This window comes from Streptomyces sp. NPDC058880 (genome assembly GCF_042742535.1).
Taxonomy (GTDB): domain Bacteria; phylum Actinomycetota; class Actinomycetes; order Streptomycetales; family Streptomycetaceae; genus Streptomyces.
Window position 1 is genome coordinate 52,952 of sequence record NZ_JBHYMC010000006.1, and the last position, 24,238, is coordinate 77,189.

At 73.4% G+C, this 24,238-nt stretch carries 22 protein-coding genes; 15 read left to right on the forward strand and 7 right to left on the reverse strand.

Annotated features, from left to right (window positions below; translation table 11 throughout):
• Nucleotides 1–157 precede the first annotated feature (157 nt).
• The 7 genes from ACFW2G_RS05660 to ACFW2G_RS05690 all read left to right on the forward strand — a co-directional run bounded on the left by ACFW2G_RS05660 (nt 158) and on the right by ACFW2G_RS05690 (nt 10,123).
• Nucleotides 158–772, forward strand: a complete 615-nt coding sequence (locus tag ACFW2G_RS05660; RefSeq protein WP_384581438.1) for an XRE family transcriptional regulator — start codon at nt 158–160, stop codon at nt 770–772.
• A gap of 69 nt (nt 773–841) precedes the next feature.
• The gene (locus ACFW2G_RS05665) at nt 842–2,575 is read left to right on the forward strand and encodes a carbamoyltransferase (RefSeq protein ID WP_384581436.1); all 1,734 of its coding nucleotides are present in this window, start codon (nt 842–844) and stop codon (nt 2,573–2,575) included.
• On the forward strand, nt 2,572–4,329 hold the full coding sequence (locus ACFW2G_RS05670; RefSeq protein ID WP_384581434.1) for a condensation domain-containing protein: 1,758 nt from the start codon (nt 2,572–2,574) through the stop codon (nt 4,327–4,329). Before ACFW2G_RS05665 ends, ACFW2G_RS05670 begins: the two co-directional genes overlap by 4 nt.
• Before the next feature lie 32 nt (nt 4,330–4,361).
• Entirely contained in the window at nt 4,362–5,960 is a 1,599-nt protein-coding gene (locus tag ACFW2G_RS05675) for an AMP-binding protein (RefSeq protein ID WP_384581432.1), read from the forward strand.
• Nucleotides 5,957–7,648, forward strand: coding sequence for an ABC transporter transmembrane domain-containing protein (locus ACFW2G_RS05680; RefSeq protein WP_384581430.1), 1,692 nt, complete (start codon nt 5,957–5,959; stop codon nt 7,646–7,648). The genes ACFW2G_RS05675 and ACFW2G_RS05680 overlap by 4 nt, the downstream gene beginning before the upstream one ends.
• Nucleotides 7,645–9,495, forward strand: a complete 1,851-nt coding sequence (locus ACFW2G_RS05685; RefSeq protein WP_384581428.1) for an ABC transporter ATP-binding protein — start codon at nt 7,645–7,647, stop codon at nt 9,493–9,495. The genes ACFW2G_RS05680 and ACFW2G_RS05685 overlap by 4 nt, the downstream gene beginning before the upstream one ends.
• A 247-nt stretch (nt 9,496–9,742) precedes the next feature.
• Complete coding sequence (locus ACFW2G_RS05690) at nt 9,743–10,123, forward strand: STAS domain-containing protein (RefSeq protein ID WP_384448448.1); 381 nt, start codon at nt 9,743–9,745, stop codon at nt 10,121–10,123.
• 264 nt (nt 10,124–10,387) lie between these two features.
• Here the strand turns inward: ACFW2G_RS05690 and ACFW2G_RS05695 are convergent, their stop codons facing one another.
• Genes ACFW2G_RS05695 through ACFW2G_RS05705 form a run of 3 tightly spaced genes read right to left on the reverse strand, consistent with a single transcriptional unit; the run spans nt 10,388 to nt 11,897 of the window.
• On the reverse strand, nt 10,388–10,717 hold the full coding sequence (locus ACFW2G_RS05695; protein ID WP_384448451.1) for a hypothetical protein: 330 nt from the start codon (nt 10,715–10,717) through the stop codon (nt 10,388–10,390).
• Nucleotides 10,714–11,331: an Asp23/Gls24 family envelope stress response protein gene (locus ACFW2G_RS05700; RefSeq protein ID WP_384448454.1), complete on the reverse strand. Its 618-nt coding sequence runs from the start codon at nt 11,329–11,331 to the stop codon at nt 10,714–10,716. Before ACFW2G_RS05700 ends, ACFW2G_RS05695 begins: the two co-directional genes overlap by 4 nt.
• The gene (locus tag ACFW2G_RS05705) at nt 11,322–11,897 is read right to left on the reverse strand and encodes an RNA polymerase sigma factor (RefSeq protein ID WP_052030088.1); all 576 of its coding nucleotides are present in this window, start codon (nt 11,895–11,897) and stop codon (nt 11,322–11,324) included. Before ACFW2G_RS05705 ends, ACFW2G_RS05700 begins: the two co-directional genes overlap by 10 nt.
• A gap of 171 nt (nt 11,898–12,068) precedes the next feature.
• Here ACFW2G_RS05705 and ACFW2G_RS05710 point away from each other — a divergent pair, with 171 nt between their 5' ends.
• The 4 genes from ACFW2G_RS05710 (at nt 12,069) to ACFW2G_RS05725 (ending at nt 14,233) form a co-directional block, all read left to right on the forward strand.
• On the forward strand, nt 12,069–12,548 hold the full coding sequence (locus ACFW2G_RS05710) for an Asp23/Gls24 family envelope stress response protein (RefSeq protein WP_037916693.1): 480 nt from the start codon (nt 12,069–12,071) through the stop codon (nt 12,546–12,548).
• A 65-nt stretch (nt 12,549–12,613) separates the two neighbouring features.
• Complete coding sequence (locus tag ACFW2G_RS05715) at nt 12,614–12,796, forward strand: hypothetical protein (protein WP_037916696.1); 183 nt, start codon at nt 12,614–12,616, stop codon at nt 12,794–12,796.
• A 26-nt stretch (nt 12,797–12,822) separates the two neighbouring features.
• The gene (locus ACFW2G_RS05720) at nt 12,823–13,716 is read left to right on the forward strand and encodes a DUF6286 domain-containing protein (protein ID WP_384581426.1); all 894 of its coding nucleotides are present in this window, start codon (nt 12,823–12,825) and stop codon (nt 13,714–13,716) included.
• Entirely contained in the window at nt 13,709–14,233 is a 525-nt protein-coding gene (locus tag ACFW2G_RS05725) for a hypothetical protein (protein ID WP_384448461.1), read from the forward strand. The genes ACFW2G_RS05720 and ACFW2G_RS05725 overlap by 8 nt, the downstream gene beginning before the upstream one ends.
• Before the next feature lie 323 nt (nt 14,234–14,556).
• Here the strand turns inward: ACFW2G_RS05725 and ACFW2G_RS05730 are convergent, their stop codons facing one another.
• The 3 genes from ACFW2G_RS05730 to ACFW2G_RS05740 form a co-directional block, all read right to left on the reverse strand.
• The gene (locus tag ACFW2G_RS05730; RefSeq protein ID WP_384448464.1) at nt 14,557–15,051 is read right to left on the reverse strand and encodes a hypothetical protein; all 495 of its coding nucleotides are present in this window, start codon (nt 15,049–15,051) and stop codon (nt 14,557–14,559) included.
• Nucleotides 15,052–15,735: 684 nt separating this feature from the next.
• A complete protein-coding gene (locus ACFW2G_RS05735; protein WP_384448467.1) occupies nt 15,736–16,899 on the reverse strand; it encodes a GDSL-type esterase/lipase family protein in 1,164 nt (387 codons plus the stop codon).
• Nucleotides 16,900–17,323: 424 nt separating this feature from the next.
• Complete coding sequence (locus tag ACFW2G_RS05740) at nt 17,324–19,618, reverse strand: ATP-binding protein (RefSeq protein WP_384581424.1); 2,295 nt, start codon at nt 19,616–19,618, stop codon at nt 17,324–17,326.
• A gap of 240 nt (nt 19,619–19,858) precedes the next feature.
• Here ACFW2G_RS05740 and ACFW2G_RS05745 point away from each other — a divergent pair, with 240 nt between their 5' ends.
• Together ACFW2G_RS05745 and ACFW2G_RS05750 are read left to right on the forward strand one after the other, a co-directional pair.
• Nucleotides 19,859–20,779, forward strand: coding sequence for an ABC transporter ATP-binding protein (locus ACFW2G_RS05745; RefSeq protein WP_384448473.1), 921 nt, complete (start codon nt 19,859–19,861; stop codon nt 20,777–20,779).
• Nucleotides 20,776–21,597, forward strand: a complete 822-nt coding sequence (locus tag ACFW2G_RS05750; protein WP_384448476.1) for an ABC transporter permease subunit — start codon at nt 20,776–20,778, stop codon at nt 21,595–21,597. The genes ACFW2G_RS05745 and ACFW2G_RS05750 overlap by 4 nt, the downstream gene beginning before the upstream one ends.
• Before the next feature lie 78 nt (nt 21,598–21,675).
• Here the strand turns inward: ACFW2G_RS05750 and ACFW2G_RS05755 are convergent, their stop codons facing one another.
• Nucleotides 21,676–23,103 (reverse strand): MBL fold metallo-hydrolase RNA specificity domain-containing protein, encoded by a 1,428-nt coding sequence (locus tag ACFW2G_RS05755; protein ID WP_384581422.1) that lies wholly within the window; start codon nt 23,101–23,103, stop codon nt 21,676–21,678.
• A 175-nt stretch (nt 23,104–23,278) separates the two neighbouring features.
• Here ACFW2G_RS05755 and ACFW2G_RS05760 point away from each other — a divergent pair, with 175 nt between their 5' ends.
• Together ACFW2G_RS05760 and ACFW2G_RS05765 are read left to right on the forward strand one after the other, a co-directional pair.
• The gene (locus ACFW2G_RS05760; protein WP_384448479.1) at nt 23,279–23,440 is read left to right on the forward strand and encodes a hypothetical protein; all 162 of its coding nucleotides are present in this window, start codon (nt 23,279–23,281) and stop codon (nt 23,438–23,440) included.
• A gap of 83 nt (nt 23,441–23,523) precedes the next feature.
• Nucleotides 23,524–24,204 carry a pyridoxamine 5'-phosphate oxidase family protein gene (locus ACFW2G_RS05765; protein ID WP_037916720.1) on the forward strand — a complete coding sequence of 227 codons (681 nt, stop codon included), beginning with the start codon at nt 23,524–23,526 and terminating at the stop codon, nt 24,202–24,204.
• Nucleotides 24,205–24,238 lie beyond the last annotated feature (34 nt).

Sequence of the window (24,238 nt, forward strand, 5' to 3'; positions counted from 1 at the left end):
CATGTACCAATGTCCGAGAGATCCGGTGTGATGGTTTCCCGCCGCGCCCGGCGCGTCGGACCGGTTCTCGTGTCGGATCCGTACGCCGTTGACCAGGTTGTACGGCACGGGAGAGCCGGCGCTTCACCCGGCACCGTCGAACATTCAGGGGAGAGGCATGCCCAGGCCAGAGCGGTTGTTAGACCCCACAGCCGGACCGCTGGAGGAGTTCGCCCACACCTTGCGCGCTCTGCGCAAGCAGGCCGGGAACCCCTCCTACCGGATCATGGCGCAACGAGCCCACTACTCCGTGGCCACCCTCGCCGAGGCGGCCCGCGGACTGCACAAGCCCTCCCTGAAGGTGACGCTCGCCTACGTGGCCGCCTGCGAGGGCGATCCGGAAGCGTGGACCCGCCGCTGGTACCGCCTCAGCGCGGTCCTGGAAGGACGCGATGTCCCCGTCCGGGGCCAGCCGGGGAACGGCCTGCCCCCCACCCGGCCGACGGCCGGCCGCCGCCCCGGAGCGGGCGCTTCCGCCGCCGCGGCCCGACGGACCGAGCCGGGCGCCGCGGCCCGCGCCGTCGCCCCGCCCGTCGCCGCCGCGCGCCGCCCCGCCCAGAGCGCGCTGACCGCCGACGAGCGGGCCGAACTGCGGCGGCTGCGCCGCGAGGTCGAGCAACTGCGGCACGCCAACGCGGTGCTGAAGGCGGCGTCCGCGATCTTCGCCGCGGATCTCCGCACAAACTCCCAGGTCGTGTACAACCCGTCGGACCGACAAGATCCGTTGGCGTGACCGGACGCCGAGCGCCCCACGGGCCCGAGGCGGATCCGGCGGATGCCGACCGACCCTTGGGGACTGATCATGCGTGTGCTCGGAGTCAACGGCTGGCCCGGCGCCAGCCACGACGGTGCCGCCTGCCTCGTCGTGGACGGCGAGGTCATCGCCCTCGCCGAGGAGGAACGCTTCACCCGCAACAAGCACGCCTACGGTGAAGCGCCCCTCCACGCGGCCGCCCACTGCCTCGCGGAGGGCGGTCTCACCCTGGACGACATCGACGTGGTCGCCCACGGCTGGGACCTGCCGACCCTGTTCGCGGATCGCGGGCTTGACTGGTTCGACAGCGAAGCGGCCGCCCTCGAACACCTCCTGCCCAAGGCGCTCTTCCCGCGGACCCGCGACCCGCGGCTGACCTTCGTCAACCACCACATCGCGCACGCCGCCAGCGCCTACCACCTCTCCGGCCGGGACCGCGGCGCGATCCTCGTCCTGGACGGCCAGGGAGAGAACGAGAGCACCACCCTCGCCGTCGGCATCGACGGCGAGATCAAGACACTGCGCGCGCACACCCCGGGCTGGTCGCTGGGCTACTTCTACGCCGCCGTCTGCGAGTACGCCGGCCTCGGCGCCGACGCCGCGGGCAAGATGATGGGCTTGGCCTCCTACGGCACCCCCGGCGACCTGGGCTTCGGCGGCGCCTTCGGCTTCACCGACGAGGACTTCACCATCGGCGTCGTCCCTCCCGACCTGCGCTCCACGGGCACCACGGACGAGGAGACCGCCACCATCCGGTACTGGATGGAGCACCTGGAGAAGACCCTCCCCGAGACCCCCAACCGCCGGGTGCGCCGCTTCGACCCCCGCACCGGCCGCTACGCCAGGGTCACCGACCGGGACCCCTTCGAGTACCGCGACATCGCCGCCACCGCCCAGGCCGCGCTGGAGCGCGCCGTCATGGGTCTGGTCCGCGGCCTGCTCCGGGAGACCGGCGAGACCACGCTGCTGATCGCCGGTGGCGTCGGCTTCAACGCCACCCTCAACGGCAAGATCATGCGGATGCCCGAGGTCCACGACCTCTTCGTGCAGCCCCTCGCCGGCGATCAGGGCGTGTCGCTCGGCGCCGCGGTCTGGGTCGCCGCCCAGGAGGGCGACCGCATCCGGCCCATGGACGGCTCGGTCGCCTGGGGCCCGCAGTGGTCCCCCGACGAGATCCGCCGGATCCTGGACGCCTCCGGAACCTCCTACACCGAGCCCGCCGACATCGCCGCCGCCACCGCCGACGTACTGGCCGCGGGCGGGGTCTCGGGCTGGTTCCAGGGCCGTGCCGAGGGCGGCCCGCGCGCCCTGGGACACCGCAGCCTGGTCGCCGTACCCGACCCGGAGTCCACCCGCGACCGGGTCAACGTACGCATCAAGGACCGCGAGGCCTGGCGGCCGTTCGCGCCGAGCATGCAGGAGGAGGCCGCCGAGGCCCTGATCGGCACCGCCACCCCCCTGCCCTACATGATCGTCACCACACCCGTCACCGAGGCCGGCGCCGCGGCCATGCCCGCCGTCGTCCACAGCGACCGCACCACCCGCCCGCAGACCGTCTCGGCCGCGGTCGACCCGCTCTACCACCGCCTCATCGGCGCGGTCGGCGGGCACACCGGGACCCCGGTCATCATGAACACCTCCTTCAACGGCCGTGACGAGCCGGTCGTGTGCAGCCCCCGCGACGCCCTCGCCACCTTCCACCGGCTGCCGCTGGACGCCCTCGCCCTCGGCCCGTTCCTGATACGCCGTCCCGCCGGATTCCCGGGGGAGGCCAGCGCGTGACCGCCCCGGTACGGCAGCAGGGCGCCCCCGGCGCCCCGGACCCCGAGGTCACGGACCCCGACGCCCGGGCCGGGGCCACCGCCCCCGGAGGTCCGCCCGAGGAGGAGATCCGCGCCCTGCTCGCGGGCTGGCTCGCTGAAGCCGTACTCGACCCCGGTGCCGACCCCACCGGCCCACTGATCGACCTCGGCGTGGACTCCCTCGACCTGATCCGCACCGCCCGCCGCATCGAGGCGTCCTTCGGCGTACGGGTACAGCTGCGCGAGATGTTCGCCCCCGGGCTGACCACCGCCGGGCTCGCCGCGCTCGTCGCCGGGCGGGCCGCCCTGCGCGGCGGGGCCGAGGCCGCCCCGCCCGGCGCCGCCCACGGGCCCGTCGTCCTCACCCCCTCCCAGGAGCAGGCGTGGGAGGAGCAGACCGGCGAGCGCGGCCAGTGGAACCAGGCCCTGCTCTTCACCACCAAACCGGGGATCGACCCCGGCCTGTTCGCCGAGGCCGTCCGCCGGCTCGTCGCCGGCCACGCCTCGCTCCGGCTGGCCGTCGAGGACCGCCCGGCCCGTCGCCCCCGGCAGCAGACCGCCGCTCTGGACACCGACGGTCCGCCCGGCGCCGCCCTCGGAGCAGCGCTCGACACCGTCGACGTCTCCGAGCTGGCCGACGCCGACCTCTCGGCCGCAGTCGCCCTGCGCTGCGCCGTCGAACAGCGCTCCCTGGACCCGGGCCGGGGCCGCGTGGCCCGATTCGTCCGCTTCGACGCGGGACCCGCCCGGGCCGGCCGGTTGCTGATCGTCATCCACCAGATCGCGATCGACATGGTGTCCTGGTCCGTCCTGCTCGCCGACCTGGAGGAGGTGTACACCGCTCTCGAACAGGGCCGCCACGACGTGTGGCCCACCGAGGGCACCGCCTACCCGGAGTGGGCGCGGGCCCTCGCTGCCCACGCCCGCACCCCCGAGGCGGAGGAGCAGGCGCAGTGGTGGACCGAGGTGGCCCGCACCCCCGCCACCCTGCCCCCGGACCACCCCGTGGCCGACCCGCGGGCCGTGAACACCGCCGCCACCGCGGCCATCCACCGCGAGGAGTTCCCCGCCGAGCTCACCGCACGCCTGCGGACGGCGGCCCGCGCCCACCGCGCCCACGCCGGCGACCTCGTCCTGCACGCCCTGGGCGAGATCCTGGCCGAACGGCTCGGCGAACCCGCGGTCCGCGTGGACGTGCTGCGCCACGGCCGTGAGGAGACCGTCGGGGACACCCATCTGGCCCGCACCACCGGCTGGTTCACCACCACCGTCCCCGTCCGCCTGGATCTGGCCGCCGCCACCCCGGCCGAACGCCTGGCCACGACCGTGAGCCACCTCGCCGCCCTCCCCGGCGGCGGCGTGGGCCACGGCGCGCTCGCCCGGCACGGCCGGCCGCGGATCGCCGCCGTGCTGCGTGCCGCACCGCCCAGCGACGTCTCCTACGACTTCGAGGGCGACGACGCCGACACGCTGCCCCTGGGCACCCTCCTGCCGGACGTGGCCCCGGAACCGGTCGGAGACATCACCGCCCCGCACTGGACCCGCCCCCATGCCGTTGAGGTCATCGCCACCACGGAGGACGGGGCCCTGCGCGTCGAATGGTGGTACTCCACGGCCCTGCACGAGGAGGCGACCGTACGCGCGCTCGCCGCCCGCCACCGCCATGCCCTCGTCACCCTCGTGGACGCCCTGGCCGCCCCCGGCGCGCCGGACGCCGAGGCCCCCACCCGCTGACCGCCGCACGGACGGACCGGAAGACACCTGCCATGACCTTGCCCAGCATGCTGGACCCCTTCTTCGCCATCGCCCGCTCGGACCCGGACCGGCCCGCCGTCGTCGACAACGGCGTGACCGTCGGATACGGCCAGCTGGCCCGCTGGGCAGGGGCGGTCGCGGACCTCGTGGCCGCCCGCGGCCCGGCGGCCGGCCGACCGGTGGTGGCCGTCCAGACGCACCACAGCGTCCGCGACATCGCGGCGGTCCTCGGCGTCCTGGCCGCCGGCCGGGGCTACGTCCCCCTCGCCGACGAGCCGGTCGAGCACACCGAGGCAGCCCTGCGCGCACTCGGCTGTCGGGAGCTGGTCGCCACCGCCGAGTCCGGCCGGCTGCCCGCCGTCGACCGCGTCCTGCGGCCCAACTGGGGCCGCTCCAAAGCGCCCCTGCCCGAGGCCGGCGAGTCGGTCCGGCCGCAGGACCCGGCCTACGTCCTGTTCACCTCCGGCTCCACCGGCGCCCCCAAGGCGGCCGTCGTCCCGCACGGCGCCCTCCACGCGGTCCTGCCGCACCTGGGCCGGCAGTACGGGGTCGGCCCCGGCACGGTGGCGCTCAACTTCCACCGGGCGGACGGCGACACCAGCCTGGAGGAGATCCTGCCGACCCTGCTGGCCGGCGGGCTCGTCATCCTCGACGAGGACAGTGAGGCCGACCTCGACCGGGTCCTGACCGACCACGAGGTCACCCTCGTCAACCTGCCCGTCGACTACTGGCACCTCTACACCGGCCATCTGCTCGACACCGGCCGCGCCCTGCCCGGCTCCGTCGAGACCGTCGTGATCGGCGGCGAGGCCGTCCGGCCGGACATGCTGGAGCGCTGGCGGCGGCTCGGCGCCGACCACGTCGTCCTGCTCAACACCTACGGGTCCACCGAAACCGCGCTGGTCACCCATAGCGCCGTGCTCGCCGGCCCGGGTGCGGCCGCGGCATTCCCGGACGGTGTACCGATCGGTCGACCGCTGCCTTCCGTCCGGCAGGCCGTGGTGTCCAGGCCCGACGTGCCGCACGGGCCCGGCGAACTCCTCGTGGCCGGACCCCAACTGGCCACCGGGTACGTCGACGACCCCGAGCGCACCGCCGCCCGGTTCGTCGAAACCGACCCCGGCAGCGGCACCGACCGGTGGTACCGCACCGGAGACCTCGTCACCGAGGACGCCGAGGGTTCGCTCGTCTTCCACGGACGCATCGACCACCAGGTCAAAATCCGCGGGCATCGCGTGGACCTGCTGGACGTCGAAGGAGCCGTGGGGCGGCTTCCCGGCGTCACGGCCGTCGCCGCCGTGGCGCACGCCAAGGGCGAGCACACGGTCCTGGTCGCCTTCGTGGTCCTCGCGCCCGAAGCGACCGGGACGACCGACCGGACGGGGGTGACCGGGGGTCCCGGGGCAGTCGGCGTACGGGGCGTGCCGCGGGAACCGGACCCGGTGGCCGGCGGACAGCGCGCCGACGACGACGCCGCGGCCCTGCGCGAGCAGCTGCGGGCCGCCGTCCCCGGCCCCCTCGTGCCCGATCGGATCGTCGCCGTGCCCGAGCTGGTGCACACGCGTACCGGGAAGGTCGACCGTGCGGGCACGAGGGACCGGTATCTGTGACCAACCGACTCTTCGACGCCTCGGTCGCCCCTGCCGCCGTCCCCGAGGCGCAGGCCGGCGGCCCCTGGGCCTACCTGTGGTGGCTGGCACGGATCCGCCCCCGGCCGCTGGTCCTCGCCGCTGTGCTCGGCGCCCTCTGGATGGTCCCCCTGGCGCTGATCCCGCTGGTCCTCGGGCGGGCCATCGACGAAGCCGGGCGCAACACCGGTCAGACCGGGCTCTACCTGTGGTCGCTGCTCGCCCTCGGCCTCGGCCTCCTCCAGGCCCTCGCCGGCGCCGGCCTCATCCAGGCCGCCGTCGGCGCCGAGGCCCACGCCCTGTCGGTCACGCACCGGGTGCTGATGCGGCAGGTCGTGCGGCTCGGCGCCACCCTGCGCGGCAAGGCCCGCTCAGGGGACGTGGCCGCCTCCGCCACGGCCGACGTGGAGAGCATCGGCAACGCCTTCGAGGTCGTCGGCCGCACCGTCGGGGCGGTGGTCGCCGCCGTGGTGGTGGCCGTCGCCCTCACCCTCACCTCGCCGGTCCTCGGGCTGGCCGTGCTCATCGGTGTCCCCGCCGCCGTCCTTGGGATCGGCCCCCTGCTGAGGCCCCTCCAGGAACGCGACGAAGCCCAGCGCGAGCAGATGGGCATCGCCACCTCCCAGGCCGGCGACATCGTGGCCGGGCTGCGCATCCTGCGCGGCATCGGCGGAGAGGCCGGCTTCGCCGAGCGCTTCCGGCGCACCAGCCAGCAGGTGCGCCGGGCCGGTGAGTCGGCCGGCCGGATGGAGGCCTGGCTCCAGGCGGCCGGAGTCCTCCTGCCGGGACTGGTCACCGTCGGCATCGTCTGGCTCGGCGCCCGTCTCGCCCTAAGCGGCACTATCACCGCCGGTGAACTCGTCGCGTTCTACGGCGCCTCCGCCTTCCTCACCCTGCCGGTCAGCACGGCCACCGAAGCCGCCGAGACCCTCAGCCTCGCCAAGGTCGCGGCCGGCCGGGTCTGCAACCTGCTGCGGCTGGCCCCCGAGACCGTCCGCCCCGCCCATCCCGTTGCCCTGCCGCCCGGGGCCCTCGCACTGGCCGATGCGGACACCGGCTTGACCGCCGCCGCCGGCCGCCTCACCGTGGTCACCGCTCCCGCCGACCGTACGGGCGAGCTCGCCGACCGCCTCAGCCGCCCCGGAGCCCGCGGCGGCCCCTCGGCCGTCCGGCTCGGCGGGGTAGCCCTGGACCGGGCGGATCCCGAGGAGCTGTCGGCCAGGCTGCTGCGCTCCGGTCCGGCCGACGTCCTCTTCAGCGGCACCGTACGGGAGGAACTGACCGCCGGGTCCGCCCGCTCGCGGGAGGCCCTGGACCGGGCCCTGTTCGCCGCCGACGCCGCCGACGTCGTCGCTGCCCTGCCCGGCGGTCCGGAGGCCTGGCTGGACGAGGGAGGCCGCGCCCTGTCGGGCGGCCAACGCCAGCGGTTGATCCTCGCCCGCGCCCTGTTCGCGGCACCCGACCTGCTGATTCTGGAGGACCCCACCGCCTCGGTCGACGCCCACACCGAGGCCCGCATCGTCGACCGGGTCGCCGCCCTGCGCTCGGGTCGGACCACCGTGGTCCTCACCGACAGCCCACTGTGGCGAGCCGCCGCCGACCACGTGGTCCGCCTCGACGCGGAGTCCGCCCCCGGCGGCACCGACCGCCCGGCAGGAGTGCCCTCATGACCACCACCCCCACCCGCCTGGAAGCCGCCCCGGACCCCGCCGCCGCACCGTCCGGCGGCGGCAGGCTCCCGCTCGCCGGCCGGGCCGAGGTCCGCGCCTGGACCCGCGTCTTCCTCCGCGGCGAGGGCTGCCGACTGGCCGCGACCTTCCTGCTGTTCGCCGCGGCTCTGGTGGCGAGTCTGATCGGCCCCCGACTGCTGGGACACCTGGTCGAGTCGGTCAAGGACGGCACCACCACCGGCCGCGTCGACATGCTCGCCCTCGCCTTCGTCGCCATCCTGGTCGGCCATGCCCTCCTCGCCCGCGCCGCCCGCACCCGGGCCACGCTGCTCGGCGAACGCGTCCTCGCCCGCACCCGTGAGAACTTCGTCCGCCGAGTGCTCGGGCTTCCGCTGTCCGAGGTGGAGGCGGTCGGCACCGGCGATCTGCTCAGCCGCGCCACCACCGACGCCGACCGCCTGAACGAGAGCATCCGGCAGGCCGTCCCGCGCATCGCGCTGGCCGCCGTCACCCTGCTCTTCACCTTCGCGGCGATCCTGCTGACCTCACCGCTGCTCGCCCTCGGTCTGCTGGCCGGCGTACCCTTCGCCGTCCTCTCCACGGGGTGGTACCGGCCGCGCGCCACCCGCGCGTACGAGCTCCTCCTCGCGCAGGAGGCCGACGTGCTGGCCGTCACCCACGAGACCACACGCGGCGCCGCCACCGTCGAGGCCCTCGGGCTCGGTCCGCGCCAGCTCCGGCGGCACGGCACGGCGGTCGACCGGGTGGTGCGCACCCGGCAGCGCACCACGTGGCTGCAGACCATCTGGTTCCCGAGCCTGGACCTGGCCACCATGGTCCCGATGGCGCTCACCCTGCTCATCGGCGGACTCGCCTACCAGCGGGGCGAGGTCGGGCTGGCGGAGCTGACCGCGGTCGTGCTCTACGTCCAGGCCCTCGGCGAGCCGCTGAACGACCTCCTCACCTGGACCGACGAACTCCAGATCGGCAACGCCGCGCTGCGCCGGATCCTCGGCGTCGAGCGGTTGCCCCGCGAGGTGCCGCAGCCGCCGGCCCCCACCGACGGCCATGCCATCAGCCTCGAAGAGGTCCGCTTCGGGTACGGACCGGGCCGCGAGGTCCTCACCGGCATCGACCTCGACATCGCCGCCGGTGAACGACTGGTGGTCGTCGGTGCCTCCGGCGCGGGCAAGTCCACTCTCGGCAAGCTGCTCGCGGGCGTACACCACGCCACCCGGGGGACCGTGCGGATCGGCGGCGCCGACATCACCAGCCTGCCGGTGGGCCAGCTGAGGCGGGAGATCGTGCTCGTCACCCAGGAACAGCACGTGTTCACCGGGACGGTGAAGGACAACCTGCTGCTGGCCGACGGCGCCGAGCACGGTACCGAGGGCGGCGCCGAGCACGGCACCGGGCCGAGTGCGGTGGACGCGCGGCTGTGGAAGGCGCTGGAGACCGTCCTCCTCGCGGACTGGGTGCGCTCCCTGCCCGACGGCCTGAACAGCGAGATCGGGCCGGGCGCGGCCCTGGTGTCCCCCTCGCAGGCTCAGCAACTTGCCCTCGCCCGGCTGCTGTTGTCCGACCCCTGCGCGCTGGTCCTCGACGAGGCCACCGCCCTGCTGGATTCCACGGCGTCGCGCCGGGTGGAACGCTCGCTCGCCGCGCTCATCGAGGGCCGTACGGTCATCTCGATCGTGCACCGCCTGGACACGGTACGCGACGCGGACCGCATCGCGGTCATGGACGGCGGACGCATCGTCGAGCTCGGCAGCCACGACGAACTGCTGGCGGCCGGCGGTGCCTATGCCGCCCTGTGGCACTCCTGGGACGCGGCCCGCCAGGCCTGAGCCGCCCGGGCGGAGCGCCACCCGCCGGCGCGCCACTGCACGGGCACACTGGCGCGCCCTGACCGAAATGCCGGGTGACGCGGCCGCGGAGCGGCTTCACCCACCGGTGGGAGGGGCGACACCGCAGCCTCGGGTTTGTGACGCGCCGGGGAGGGCGGTCCCTCGTGTGCGCACGTCTTGCTCACCGGCCGGGTGAAGCGGGCGTTTTCATCGTTTCCCAGGGCCCGGCCGGTGGTGTTGTGGGTGCGTGAGCATCCTGATCAGTTCCCCGATAGCTGCCCCGCCGGACTCGGACGAGACGGAGACCTCCGGCATAGAGCTCGGCTGTACTTCCGGTGGCGACGTCCTGAGGGTGCGGCTCACGGGTGAGGTCGACCACTTCACTGCCGCGCCCCTGCGGATCACGCTGGCGGCGGCCGCCGTCTACGGCTACCGGCATGTCGAGCTCGACACCACTGCCGTCACCTTCTGCGACTCCGCGCTGCTCAGCGCCCTCTCCGGCTGGTGCAGCCGCGGCCGCACGTTGTCCCACACGGCCACATCCGCGACCGTCCACCGGCTCTTGGCCCTGGACCGCGATCTGGCCTTGCGGAAAGCCCCCTGCGCGCGGGGAGCAACCGGACGATGACGTTCGTTGTGATGACGACCGTGCCCCTTCTCCTCGCGCTCTTCCTGACGCTCAGGGAACCGAGACATCCCGCGCGCCGCCATCGCGCGAGCGGCAGAGCAAGCTGAGGCGCTCCTGAACGGGTGGCCCGTGCCCGCACTCGACGGGCACGGGCCACCCGGACCAGCCCTTCCCCCGCACCGGCGGGCAACGGCCGCCTGTCGGCCGTCACGGCCGACAGGGGGCCCGGATTCCCCTGAGCGCGGTGCCGGCTGTGCGGGACGGTTACACCATGCCGGTGACGGTGACCTTCACCGTCACCGGTGTGGCCGCTGCCGCTTCGGCGGCCGCCGCCCGTACGGCCCTGGCCGTACGGGCCGCCTGCTGTGGTGCGCGGACGACCACATCGACCTGCAGCCCGGCAACCGACCCCTGGGAGTCGAAGGTGATGCGCACCGCGGCCCCCGGTGCTCCGGGGCCACGGGCGGCGGACGGTCGGGTGCCCGCTGTGTGCAGGAAGCTGCGCAGGCCGGGGCGCAGGCATGCGACGCCCGGGACGGCGAGGACGGCTTCGGCGACGATCAGGGCGAGGTCCTTGGCCCGTTCGCTCTTCATGGCCCGGCCTCCTGTGACGGGTCGGAGGGTTCGTGGAGGTCGGTGACGGTGACGTGCAGGTCCGCGACGGCCAGGCCGAGTCGGTCCCGGGCGGCGCGGGCGAGGCTCTCGCGTACCGCACGGGTGGTGGCCTGCAGGTCGAGCCCGTAGGCGGCGGTGATGCCGAGGCGGACGGAGACGGGACCGCGTGCCGGGCTGGTGCGGCTGCCGGGCGGGGTGATGCGGCAACTGGCGGCCCGTACTCCGGGCACCTCCTCGGCGGCGGTGCGCAGGGTGCGGGCGGCCACGGATTCGTAGATCCAGCTGTCCTCGTCCGCCTCGCCCAGCGGCAGGTTGCGTCCCGGGCGCAGCTCCATGCGGACCGCGTCCATGACCCGCCGCACCACGGTGGCGGTGTCGATGTCGGCGGACGGTGCGGTGGTCGGGGGAAGGGCGGCGCGCAGGTGTTCCAGGTCCGCGACGGCCTGCCGGCAGTAGGTGCAGTCGGCGTTGTGGGGGTCGGTCTCCGCCGTGCCGGCCTGCTCCCACACGGTCGCCAGGTCCCGCCCGCAGGCGAGGAGTTCGAGGTCTTCGTCCTCGAACGGGTCGTGGGAATCGGGGGTGTTCATCGCCATGCGGCCATCGCCTCCGTCAGCATGCGGCGGGCCCTGAAGACGCGTGCGCGGGCCGCTTCGGGCCGGATCCCCACCGTGTGGGCGATCGTCTCGTAGGGCTGGCCCTCGATCTCCCGCAGCACCCAGCAGACCTTCTGTTCCGCGGAGAGTGCACCCATGGCCTGGGCGAGGTCGCGTACGGCCGCGTGCGACTCGGCGGCGCGGGCGGGCGAGGACTGGTGTTCGGGTGCCGCGGGCTCGGTGATGGTGTCGAGGTCGGCGGCGTGTCTGCGGGCCCGCAGCAGGTTCAGGCACCGGTTGGTGACGATGCGGTGCAGCCAGGTGCCGAACCCGGCCTCGCCCCGGTACTCGGGCAGGCTGCGCCAGGCGCTGACGAAGGCGTCCTGGACGGCGTCCTCGGCTTCGGACCGACTGCCCATGAGGCGTTCGGCGAGCTGCAGCACGGCCGGGGAGTGACGGTGTACCAGCACCTCGAACGCCTCCTCGTCCCCTTCCGCTGCCCGGACGGCCAACAGCCGGTCACCCGCCTCGGCCTCATCGTCGTCCGGACCCCACCGAGCGTTCAACACGAGCTCCTTCCAGCCTCCACTGCTTTGACACCGCCTGCCCGGCTTTCGTTACGCCGCACCGATCCGCACTGCTGTTCACCCGTTCACGGCAAAAGGTCCCGTAACGAACGGCGGTCTCGCGGTGTCAAAGGAGTACGAACCGCAGACGCACCAGTCCAGGGAGAAGCGATGACCGCACCGCAGGAGAAGACTCTGGCCCGCCCGGAACACGCCAACGGCACGGTGCCCGGGGCGGGCCGGACCGAAGTGAGCGAACCCGCAGGTACCCGCGGCAGGACGTCGATCGCGGACACCGTGGTGGTCAAGATCGCTGGACGGGCGGCCCGGGAGATCCCCGGTGTCCACGACATGGGCGGCGGCCTGTCCCGGACGCTCGGCGCCGTACGCGACCGGGTGCCCGGCGGGCGGCCCAACGTCGGACGCGGGGTGAAGGTCGAGGTCGGTGAACGCCAGGCCGCCATCGACGTGGAGCTGGTGCTGGAGTACGGCGTCCCGGCCCCCGACGTGGCCCGCGATGTCCGGGAGAACGTGATTGCCGCGGTGGAGCGCATCACCGGACTGGAGGTGGTGGAGGTGAACATCGCGATCACCGACGTCCACCTGCCCGGCGATGACGGGGACGACACCGCCGAGGCGCGGGTGTCCTGACGCCCGCACCTGGATCCGTCTGCGGACGGTACGGCACGTCGTCGATGAGGGAAGGGAAGACGGTCATGGGCAGGGACGTTCTCGGGATGGTGGTCGGGATGGCGTTGGGTTTCGCCGGCTGGTTCGGCGGCTTCGGCGCGTTCCTCTTGGTCGCAGCCCTGGGCGGGCTCGGCTACGCGGCCGGCCGCTACACCGAGCGGGGCGGGGATCTGCGTGATCTCCTGGTCGCCGAGCGCGGGCAGCGGTGAGCTCCGCCCAGCGGGGTGTCACCGTCGTGTCCGACCGGGTGGCGGCCAAGATCGCCCGGCAGGCCTGCGCCGAAATCGCCGTGCCGGCCGGTGGGCACGTCCTTCGCAGCACCGCGAGCAGGACCGGACGTTCCGTGGAGGTGACCGTGGACGTGGACCTGCCGCTCACGCCGCCGGACGGCATCAACCGGATGGCCCACCTCCACGACCACCTGGTCGGGCGGACCCGGCACTTGACCGGTCTGGACGTCGAGCCCGCGTACATCCGGGTCCGTAAGCTCACCGCCGAACCGGGCCGCCCCGGCTCGGAGGCCGCCGTCCCGGCACCGTTCACGGGACGCCGGCCGTGGTCCCGACGCGGGACCGCCGCCGCAGGACTGGGTGCCGCCGCGGCGGTCGTGTCGGTCCTGCTGCTGTGGACCGTCTGCCACAGGTATGCCCCCGGCCTGCCCCCACCACCCTGGAAACAGGCGGAGGAACTGGCGCGCACGTCCGCAAGCCATTCCTTCGTGCGCCCGGCTGTGGCCCTCGCGGCGGCCGTCGCCGGGGGTTGGCTGATCCTCCTGGCGCTCACCCCCGGCCATCGGCGCACGTCGGCACTCGGATGCCCGCAGCCGGTCCCGGTCCTGGCCCGGATGACGCGGAAACACGCCGCCCGTAGGGTACTGGCGGCCGTCGCCGAAGTACCCGGACTGCGGGTGCGCAGCGTCCGCTTCACCACCCGCAAGATCACCGTACGGGCCCGAGCAGCCTTCGGCAGGCCTCCAGAACTCCGCCAGGCGACGGCCGAGGTCCTCTCGCGGACCGTCGAGTCCATGGGCCTGGCAGGGGAACCCGAGGTGCGGCTCGTGCTCATCGGCGCCCGGGAGGCACGTCCTGCGGGAACCGTTCGGCCTGGAGCGGAGGTCGCGGATGGGTAGCCGCACCGTGTTCAACCGGATGGTGCTCGCCGTCGCCGGCCTCGCCCTTCTCACTGCCGCGGCCGCCACGGCAGGCAGGGTCGAGAGCGAGGCCGCCGACGCCGCAGTCCGGCAGGTGCGGCAAGCGGGGCCCGGGCTGCTGATCCTCGTGTGCTTGCTGGCCCTCGCGGCCTCCCTGGTTCTGCTCACCGCACAGATCCCGCGGCGCGCTCCGCGCCGCCTGGGCCTTTTGGCGCCAGGCTGCCACCTGGACAGCGCGGCCGTCCGCCGTGCCGTCCGAACGGGATGCTCGGCCGTCCCAGGGATCGTGCGGGCCCGCTGCCGGCTGACCGGTCGTGGGCCCACGATGACCCTGGCCGTCACCCTCACCGTGGACAGCAGAGCCCACCCCGGTGAGGTCCTGGCCGCGGTGACGCACGGCGTCCTCACGCAGATTGCGGCCGTGCTCTCCCCCCGGCACCTGAAGACCCGCATCCGCGTGCGCGTCCAACGGCCCGGACCCCGTCGGGTGCTCTGACACAGCCTCTGCAGGCCTATGGCCCGCCCTCGGCGAACGACCAGGCCTTCTCCGGGGAGGAGGCCGTCGCCCGGCCCAACGAGGCGGCCGCCATCCGGCGGGAACGGATCACCATCGCCTCGAAACCGGTCGCTCGGCAGGCCCCCCGCTTCCCGGGCCGGAACCGACCCGTGCGGGGAGGAAGCCGGTGAAGCCGAGCCGCACCTGGCGGCTGTGCCCGCATGCCGGGCGGGCGGCAGGGTCACCCGACCGGGCCGTGGCGATCCAAGTCGTGATCAGCGGGATCGAATCGGCAGCGACCTGCCGGACCCGCGAGGATCCGCCTACTCTACGACCGCGATGGTGAAGGGCGCCTCGTTGTTGTCGGGAGTGCGGTCGTCGAGAGGAGCGACGATCTGTACCAGCCCACCGCTGAGGGTTCCGGATTCGGTGTCTTGGCCGATCCGGGCAGGGATCAGCACAGAGGCCGTCCTTTCCGGGGCGAGCCTTGCGGGCACGGTGCAGCGGACACGCCTGCCCCGGCTGCCGGGAAGAACGTGGCAGTTGTCCGGGTAGAACGGCGACTCCGCGGTGGTTCCCTCCGGCAACTGGACGTTCACGGTGAAGCGTGCCGTGGTCGTGGCGGGCCCCAGATTGGCGATCAGGGCGCGTACTGGCGCAAGGGCGCCGGGTGGGGCCGGGTCGGGGTCGCCGCTGATGACTTCGAGGTCGGAATTGAGGATGGCGGCGTCAGCGGTGGCAGGCAGGAGCCCCGCCATGGTCAGGGCACCGAGCGCCATCAGTGCTCGCCCGGCGCGGGTGGTCTTCCTCAGGGTCATGTGCGTGTGCTTTCCGGTGTCGGGGGAGGGGTGGTCGCCTCACCCTGAGCGGGTGTGACCACCAGTGCCTTCCCCGGTCCTCGCCTCCGCGGATTCACGCATCCCCGGGTCTTCACCCGATGGGACGCGCACCGGCAGCAGCCCACCGGCAGCCCAAGGGGGGCAGGAGACGCCGCGACCGGCGGGTGGTGCCGTCCGTCCGCCCACGGGTTCTCGGCACCTGGCGGATTTCCGCTCGGCCGGTCACCGGGCGGAGACCCGCCGTGCGAAGTCCCCGGCGATCACTGCGCCCGCGGCCATCGCCGGGAGGGTCGCCGCCGGGTCCGTCCACCTCCTGCTCGGCAGGGCTCGGACGACTGACCCTCGGGGGTGTGCGCCGCCGTCGACAGCGCACACCGCACCACGCCCCGTCCCGTGATCGGTTGGGCCCGGTACGGACTCACGCCCACATTTCCGTGGCCGCTACATTCACCCCTTGACCGCATACACGAACAGGGGGAAGGGCAACGATGCGCCCCACGAATCCCACCGCTCCATCCGATCCCCGGGGCCGGCTTCCGTTGGAGCGGAAGAGGGGTGTGGAATCCGCGGAGCCGCGCGCCTGCCTGCGTCGTCCACGGGTCGCTGTTCCCTCCGTCGGTGTCGCCGTCGACCGCCTTGGCGGCCGTCTCCTCGGCGGTGGTTCTACGGGGCGGCCGTGAGGTACATGCCGCTCGCATCGCGGCCGCTGGTGTTGCGGCAGGACCAGTTGCCGTTCGGTTCGGCGTGGAGCAGCGTGAGGCAACGCCCGAGGGCCTGTTGGGCGAAGTAGTTGGGGTGGAAGGACTCCTCGATGGTGCCCTGGGTGCTGGAGCCGATGTCGAGGAAGCGGGCCCAGTCGCTGGTGGTCGCGGTCGGCGGGGTGTTCGGGGTGGCCATGCGGGTGGCCCTGGAGCAGACCTCCCGTCCCTGCAGCATGTCGCGCAGGTCGAGGAACTGGACGCCCTTGGCGGCAGCGACCTTGGAGATCTCGCGCGAGATCTGCGGGACGAGGCGGTCCCGGGCCCAGTCGGAGTCCAGGTTCCAGAACGGGCAGCCGCCGGTGCTGTAGCGGCTCCACCCGCTCTCCGGGTAGCGGTTTTCCGAACTGCGCGGTATAGGCGAGGGGTAGGACTGCAGGACGATCCGGTAGCTGTCGCCGGCGTATCCGGCCGTGGTCATCACCGCACGGATCTCGTCGATCGCCTGGCGCACTCCCGCCATCGCCCTGTCCATGCGGGCGTCGACGGCGTCCTGCTGGTCGTCATGGCAGTAGGACCACCAGAACAGGTAGTCCTGCACGCAGGTGGAGATGATGTCGGCGAACCCGAGGTCGTTCCCGCCGATCGACAGGGTGATCAACCGCACGTCGTACCGCTCGGCCACCGCGGCCAGCTGATCGGCCTGCGGTGCCTCGCCCTTGAGGGGCTGACCGCCGTGGGTCGCGCGCGGAACGTTGGCGGTGACGGCACCGGAGCAGGAGAGGTTGATCTGTTTCTCGGCGACGGTGGGCGCGCTGAGGACCTCCGAAACGTCGGAGCGGTCGCAGCCGTTGGCTGCGGACCCGCCGTAGATCCGGGCCGGGTCGTAGCCGCTTCCGGTCCAGGCCCGGTCGGTCCCCGCGCGGTCCTGGGCGTTGGTCAGGCTGTTGCCCTTCCAGCGGCCGGCTTCACCGGAGATGTAGCTGTCGCCGAGAGCGACCGAGGCCGTGGGCTTGGGATCCGGCGCGGGGGCGGCGCCGGCGGGTGGCGCCATGACGACGAGCGGCAGGGCGAGCGCAGCCGCGGTCAGCGGCGTGAGGAGGCGGAGTGTGCGACGGCTCGCGGGCAAGGCGAACTCCTCGGGGATGTGCCGGGCGGCGCGGCCCGGCGGGTGTGGGGGTGGTGCCGCCGTCGGGAAGATCCGCGACGACGGTCGCGTGCATGACAACCATGGGGATGCGCTGCTCTTCGACCGACGTGGGGACCGCCTTCGAAGACCACCGGTACGTGGTCCACTCCGGGCGGTCCCGTTGCGCGGCACGGGAAGGGTTCGGCACAGCGGGAGCGCAGGCACGTGCCCGCACGGCCTCGGCCGGGGCGCCCCGGGAGAAGCCGGTCGTGCTCCGGCCCCGGGGAGGCGTTCCGCGGAACGCCCAGGGGGCAGGACCGGATCCTGGCTCGGACCCGGAGGCACGGCACAGTCTGCGTCACGGACAGCGGGCCGCAGCAGCGCGTTACCACCCGTTTCACCCGGCCGACCCGACCGGGTGGAACTACGCACTCTGCCAAGGGGGCGCTTCGGCGGCCCGCCGCTCTCCGGCCGGATCGAGTCCGACGGCCCACGTGACGACCTGGACCCGGGAGGACAGGTCGAGTTTGGCCAGGATCCGCTGGACGTGGCCCTCGACGGTGCGCGGCGAGATGACCAGTCGGGCGGCAATCTGCTTGTCCGCCAACCCCTGGACGAGGAGCTCGACCACTTCCGTCTCGCGCCGGGTCAGCGGCGACGGCGGGCCGCCCTCCTTCGACGTGTCGGCGGGCTCCCATGCCAGGGCGGCTTCCACACCCCGTGCCAAGGGCATCTCCGCACCGGCACGCAGCGCGTCCTCCAGCGGTTGCGCGCCGAGGGCGCGCCGCAGCTGCTCCTCGCAGGCGCCGCGGTGCCGCAGCAGGCGGCCGAGCGCGGGCCGCGCGATACCGATCCGTCGCCACAGGGCCCTGACCATTCCCAACAAGACGGCACTGTGCCCCGCGGACCCGTCGGCCGCGGCGATCCAGGCAAGCAGCTCCAGTGACTGTGCGACGGCCAGCAGGTTGCGCTCCGGCTCTTCGGTGCGCAACGCGTCCTTGAGCGCGTCGACGGCCTCGCCCGTGTCCGACCGTAACCAGGCCTGGAGGCCGATCAGCCACAACGCGTAGCAGCGCGACCAGCGAGCACCGTGGCTGTCGCACAGAGCCAGGCTCTGGCGTGCCCGGTCGGCGGCATCAGGATGTCCGGTCAGGGAGCAGGCGACCGCGAGCAGGAAGAGGGTCGTCCACTGGTTGCCGCGGTCGCCTGCGGTCGCGTAGAGCTCCAGAGCCTCTTCGAGAGAGGCGACCGCGCCGCTCAGATCGTCCAGTAATAGAGCGCGCAGGCCGCTGAGTTGCCGCGCATGGGCCCGGATCGGCGCGTGGCCCAGGTCCTCGGAGACAGCCAGGCACTCGGCCATGCGGGTGGTGACGGTGGACGTGTCGCCCCGTAGCAGGGCAAGCCAGCAGTCGGCCCACAGGGCCTTGGCCCGCGCCGGAGTCGGAGCGGTGTGGCGGGCGAGAGCGCGTGCGAGCCAGTGCCGTTCCTCTTCCTGGCTGCCGCTGCCGAGGTGGTGGCTCCAGAGGGAGGCGACCAGTTCCAGGGCATCCTCTCCCTCACCCGGAGCGGTCAGCGCGAACTCGACGGCCGACCGCAGGTTGGCCTGGTCCCGGTGCAGGCGGGCGAACCAGGCGCTCTGCCGGGGGCTGAACCAGTCCGTCTCGCCGTCCGCGACGAGGCTGCGGTAGTGATCGAGGTGGCGTCGACGGGTCTGTGCTTCACGGCCGTCCGCACGCAGTCGGCCGAGGCCGTAGCAGCGAATGGTCTCCAGCATGCGGTAGCGGGCTTCATCCGGATGGTCCTCCCGGATCAGCAGGGATTTGTCGACCAGCGCCGCGAGGGTGGTGAGCGTGTGGTGGCGCGCGGGGCCGGCCACGGAACACACCGCCTCCACCGCACAGAGCCCGAACCCGCCGTGGAAGACGCACAGTTCGGTCCACATGCGGCGTTCGTCGGGGGTGCAGAGCTGAAAGCTCCAGTCGATCGCGTCGTGGAGCGTCCGGTGCCTGGCGGAGCCGGTGGGGGCCGACCGCGCGGGCAGACGGGTGCACTGGTCGAGGCGGTCGAGGATCTGCCGGACCGGCAGGACGCGCAACCAGGCGGCGGCGAGTTCGATGGCCAGCGGGATGCCGTCGAGCCTGGAGCAGAGCAGCCCGGCCGCCGTCCAGTCGTCATGGTGGCGCGGGAATCCTCCGGACGCTGCCGCCGCACGCTCGGCGAAGAGCTGCACGGAGGCGTACCGGGGCAGGGAATCGGGCGCGGGCAACCGGTCCGGGTCGGGGGTGGCCAGCGGACGCAGGTCCAGGATGTGCTCCCCGTACACCCCCAACTGGTGTCGGCTGGTCGCCAGGACCCTCAGGTCCGGGGCTGCCGCGAGCAGGGCGCCGACCAGCGGTGCGCAGTGGGCGGCGAGATGTTCGCAGTTGTCGAGGAACAGGAGCAGGTGGCGGTCGGCGAGGTACTCGGTCAAAGAGCCCTCCCGGCCGGCGTCCGGGCACCGGAGATCCAGGGCCTGGGCGATGACCTGTACGAGAAGGGAGCCGTCCCGGACGAGTGAGAGGTCCACCGGACAGACCCCGTGCGGGTAGGACGACTGGAGGTCGCGCGCTGCCCGGCGGGCGACACGGGTCTTGCCGATGCCGGCGGTCCCCGTCACGGTCAGCAGGCGTGTCCGTGTCAGGAGCAGGCGGGCCAGGGCCAGGTCATGGCTCCGTCCCACGAGGCTCGTCGTTTCCGCGGGGATGCCGCGGTCAACCGATCGGTCTGGAAGCATGGCTCATGACAACCCGCCGGTCGGCATCATGCCACCACTGCGGGGAAAGACGGCCGACAGCGGAGCGGGCGCCGGCTTCCCGCACCGGGCCCGGGACGGGAGCCACACCCACCGGCGCACCCGTGCCGGGGCACCCGCCGGGATGCCGCACGCGCGTCGGTCCGGGCCAGGGCACAGACTGGTGGGGTGGGCACCGTGGATGTGATCGAGCTCAGGGGACTGACCAAGCGCTACGGAACGGTGGTCGGGGTGGAGGACCTCACCCTCGGCATCGGCCCCGGCGAGGTGTTCGGCTTCCTCGGGCCGAACGGGGCGGGGAAGACCACGACGCTCAGGTGCCTGACGGGATTCCTGCGTCCGACCGCCGGGCACGTCAGGGTGCTGGGGATGGACCCGCTCGGAGATCACCGCCGGGTGGCTCGGGAACTCGGCTACCTCCCGGGCGAGCTGCGGCTGTACCCGGAGCTCACCGGAGCACAGACCCTCGACCTCCTGTGCGCACTCCAGGGCCGTCCGTGCTCCCGGCGAGCGGAACTGTGCGAGCGGCTGGGCCTGACGCCCGCGGTCCTGCGGCGCACGGTGGGCGGGTACTCGCGCGGCATGAAGCAGAAGCTGGGCCTGGTGCAGGCGCTGCAGCACGATCCGCGGCTGGTGGTCCTCGACGAGCCGACCGAGGGGCTGGACCCCCTGGTGCAGCAGACCTTCTTCGAGCTGATGGAGGAGGCCGCGGCCGACGGCCGTACCGTGTTGTTGTCCAGCCACGTGCTGCCGGAGGTGCAGCGGGCCTGCGGACGCGTGGCGATCGTCCGGGACGGGCGCCTGGTCACGGTGGAGAGCGTGGCTGCCCTCCGCGAGGCGCGGGCACGCCGGATCCGGCTGGCCTTCGACGACGGGAGAGGGGCGCGCCCGCTCGGGAGCGCGGACCGGTGGGTGCTGGGTTGGGAGGGCGACCGGGTGGAGCTCCTCGTCCCCCCGAGCGAAGTGGTGGAAGCCCTGCGTGCCCTGCTGGCCTCGGGAGTGGCCGACGTCATCGTGGAGGAGGCGGGGCTGGACGAGGCGTTCCTGGACCTCTACCGCAAGGGCAGCGCCGAGGGGGCCGCGCCGTGACGACGCGGTGGCCCCTGCTGTGGCTGGCGCTGCACCGGCGCCGGCGGATGCTGCTGGCCCTCCTGGCCGGGATGGTCGTCTTCGAGGCCCTGATCGTGGTGGTGGCGAACACCATCGCGCCGGGGCAGCTGTTCTCGGCGGGGGGCAAGGGTCCGCCATCGGCGTACCGGGCGTTCAGCGGGTCGGGCGGTGCCGTTTCGATCGCCAGCTATCCCGGGCTGCTCGGGGCCGGACTGGTGCATCCGTTCTGGATCGCCATGCAGTTGACCGCGATCGGGGCGCTGGCCGCGGCCGCGGTGGCGGCCGACGTGGAATCCGGGACGATCGAGCTGGTCATGGTGCGCCCGGTGAGCCGCAGCCGACTCCTCGCCGAGCGGACGGCCGCCGTGGTGATCGCCGCCTTCGCCCTCAACGCCGCGGCGACGCTGACGGTCGCGGCGGGCGTCTGGCTGTCGCCGGACATCCACCGGGACGTGCCGCTGGGCGGTGTTTTCGCCGCGGGGCTGATGGGCTTCGGCTTCGCACTGTGCCTGGCCGGACCGGCGCTGGCGGTGTCGGCGTGGGGGAGCCGGCGCGCCCAGGTGATCGGTGCGACGATCGCCTTCGGCGCGGTCGGTTTCGCGGTGAACTTCATCGCGCTGGCCTGGTCCGCGGCGGCGCCCCTGCGGTTCGTCAGCCCCTTCCACTACTACACGCCGGGTGACGCGCTGGCACAGGGCCACCCGCTGTGGGCGCAGCTGGGAGTCCTGGTCGGAGTCGGAGTGGTGGGATTCGCCCTGGGCCACGTGTTGCTGAAGAGGCGGGACCTGGCTCCCTAGTCGGTGTCTGGGGTGTCTGGGGTGTCTGGGGTGTCCGCGGTGCGTGCGGTGCGTGGGGCAGGGTCCGTATCGCCCCGGTCAGCGGACCAGGACGGCCTCCCCGGGCTTGGGTACGACGGCCGTCCAGCCCAGCTCGCGGTCGATGCGGTCCCGGAGCGTCTCGGCGGCCGTCTCCTCACCGTGGACGAGGTAGGTGGTGTGCGGTGGCGGTGCGGAGCGCAGCCAGTCGATGATCTGGTCGGCATCCGCGTGGGCGGAGAAGTGGGGTACGTCGGCCACCTCGGCGCGTACGGGAACGTACTCGCCGAACATCTTCAGCGTGCGGGCGCCGTCGACGAGGTCACGCGCCCGGGTGCCGGCGGCCGCGAAGCCGACGATGACGACGGCGTTGCGGCGGTCAGGCAGGAGCCGGTGCAGGTGGTGCAGGACCCGGCCGCCGGTGGCCATGCCGGCGGAGGAGACGATGACCGCGGGGCCCGTGGTGCTGTTGATGTCGATGGACTCCTGGACGGTACGGGCGGCCAGGAAGGGCTCCGGGCTGAGCGCCGCCTCGCCCTGGGCCAGGATCTCGGGCCGCAGCTCGGGAGCGCGGGAGCGCAGGGCGGCGCGGTACACGTCCAGGGTGGCCAGCGCCATGGGGCTGTCCACGTACACCGGTACGCTCCGCGGCAGCGTGCCCTCCCGGCGCAGCGCGGCCAGCTCGTGCAGGACCACCTCGGTCCGGTCGATCGCGAACGCCGGGATGACCACGGTCCCGCCCCGCGCCAGCGTGCGGGTGATCACGCCGGCGAACTCGCGCCGAGCCGTCTCGTGGTCGTGGTGGCGGTCGCCGTAGGTGGACTCCAGCAGCAGCACGTCGGCACCGGTGAACGGCTCCGGAGGCAGCAGCAGGGGGTGTCCGGGGCGGCCGAGGTCGCCACTGACGGCCAGGGTGTGGCCGTCCTCCAGCGTGAGGCGGGCCCAGGCGGAACCGAGGATGTGCCCCCCGTGGTGCAGCCGCAGCTTCGTTCCGGCCATGATCTCGACTTCGCCGCCGACTTCGACCGGGTCGAAGAACTTCAAGGTGTTCTCGACGTCCGTGTCGTCGTAGAGCGGTTTTGCGGGGCGGTGCTTGGACCAGCCGTGGCTGTTGGCGTGCTCGGCGGCCTCCATCTGGAGGCGCGCGCTGTCGCGGAGCACGATCTCGGCGAGGCGGGCCGTTCCGGGGGTGCTGAGGATCGGACCGCGGAAGCCGTGACGGACCAGCCGCGGCAAGTAGCCGCAGTGGTCCAGGTGGGCGTGCGTCACCACGACGGCGCGGAGGTCCGCGGCATCGAATCCGGGCTTGTCCCAGTTGCGCCGGCGCAGATCCGCGAAACCCTGGAAGAGCCCGCAGTCGACCAGGACGCGGGCGTGGTCGCTCTCGACGAGGAACTTGCTACCGGTGACCGTGCGTACCGCACCGAGCAACCGCAGGAGTGCGGGTCTGGGCGACGCGGCAGCGGGGCGCGGGGCTGTCCCGGACATGACCCGCCCTCCCTTCGGTGAGGGGGTCCGGTTTCCACCATGGCACCGCGCGCACGGACGTGCAGGGGGCCGACAGGCCCGTCCAGGGGCCCGACCGGCCCATGTGCGGGCGGTCGGGCCCGGCCCAGCCTGGCGGTGAAAACTCCCGAGGCACGTGAGTCAGGAGGACAGTGTCGTGAAGGCAGTCGTCTTCCAGGACTCCGGACGGACCGCAGCCGACGCGGTCGTCCGCGCCGAAGCCGTCACCGTGCGCGGCCGGGTCCTGAACGGGGACGTCGGCCCGAGGCCCCCGCCGTCGTGGCCGGCACGGGACGCATCGGACGGGCACCCACCGTGACCACCGGTCTCCCCGGCCGCAGCACGCGCTGCGACGGTCCGGGCCACCCCACACAACTGCGACTCCGAGAGGACGGGAAGACGATGAGCAGAACCCAGCACGGGCCGGGTGCCGCGGAGGCGCCGGCCGGACGTACCGACCTCGGGCGGCGGATCGCCCTGCGCCGTGAGGAACTCGGCCTCACCCGGGACGAACTGGGCGAGCGCTGCGGGGCTGACGGCGCCTACATCACCTACCTGGAGGAGCACGCGGCAGCGCCGGCGATCGGCTCCCTCCTGCGACTCGCCGATGCGCTGGGGACGACCGCCGCCGAACTCTCGGGCGCGACGACGGAATTCCCGCCGGGTCGGGGGACGGCCATGTCGGATGCCAGGCTGGTCGAGTTGTCCGAGGGCGAGTGCCGGCGGCTGCTGTCCACGCACGGTGTGGGCAGGGTCGCCGTCTTCACGCCGGAGGGCCCGGCCATACTTCCGGTCAACTACGTCGTGGCGGGCCGCGACATCGCGTTCCGGACCTCGGGCGAGGCGGTGCTCGCGCGGGCCGCCGGCACCGAGGTGGCCTTCGAGGTCGACCATGTGGACGACGTCACGCGCCTGGGCTGGAGCGTCCTGGCCGTGGGCGAGGCGGAGGGGGTCACGGATGCGGAGGAGCTCGCCCGGCTCGACGCCGTCGCGTACTCCCTGCCCTGGGCCGGCGGTCCGCGGACCCACTGGATGAAGGTCACCGCGATCCGGATCACCGGGCGCCGGGTGGTCAGGCAGTGAGCGGGCAGCGAAACATCCGGATCCGGTCCCGCCC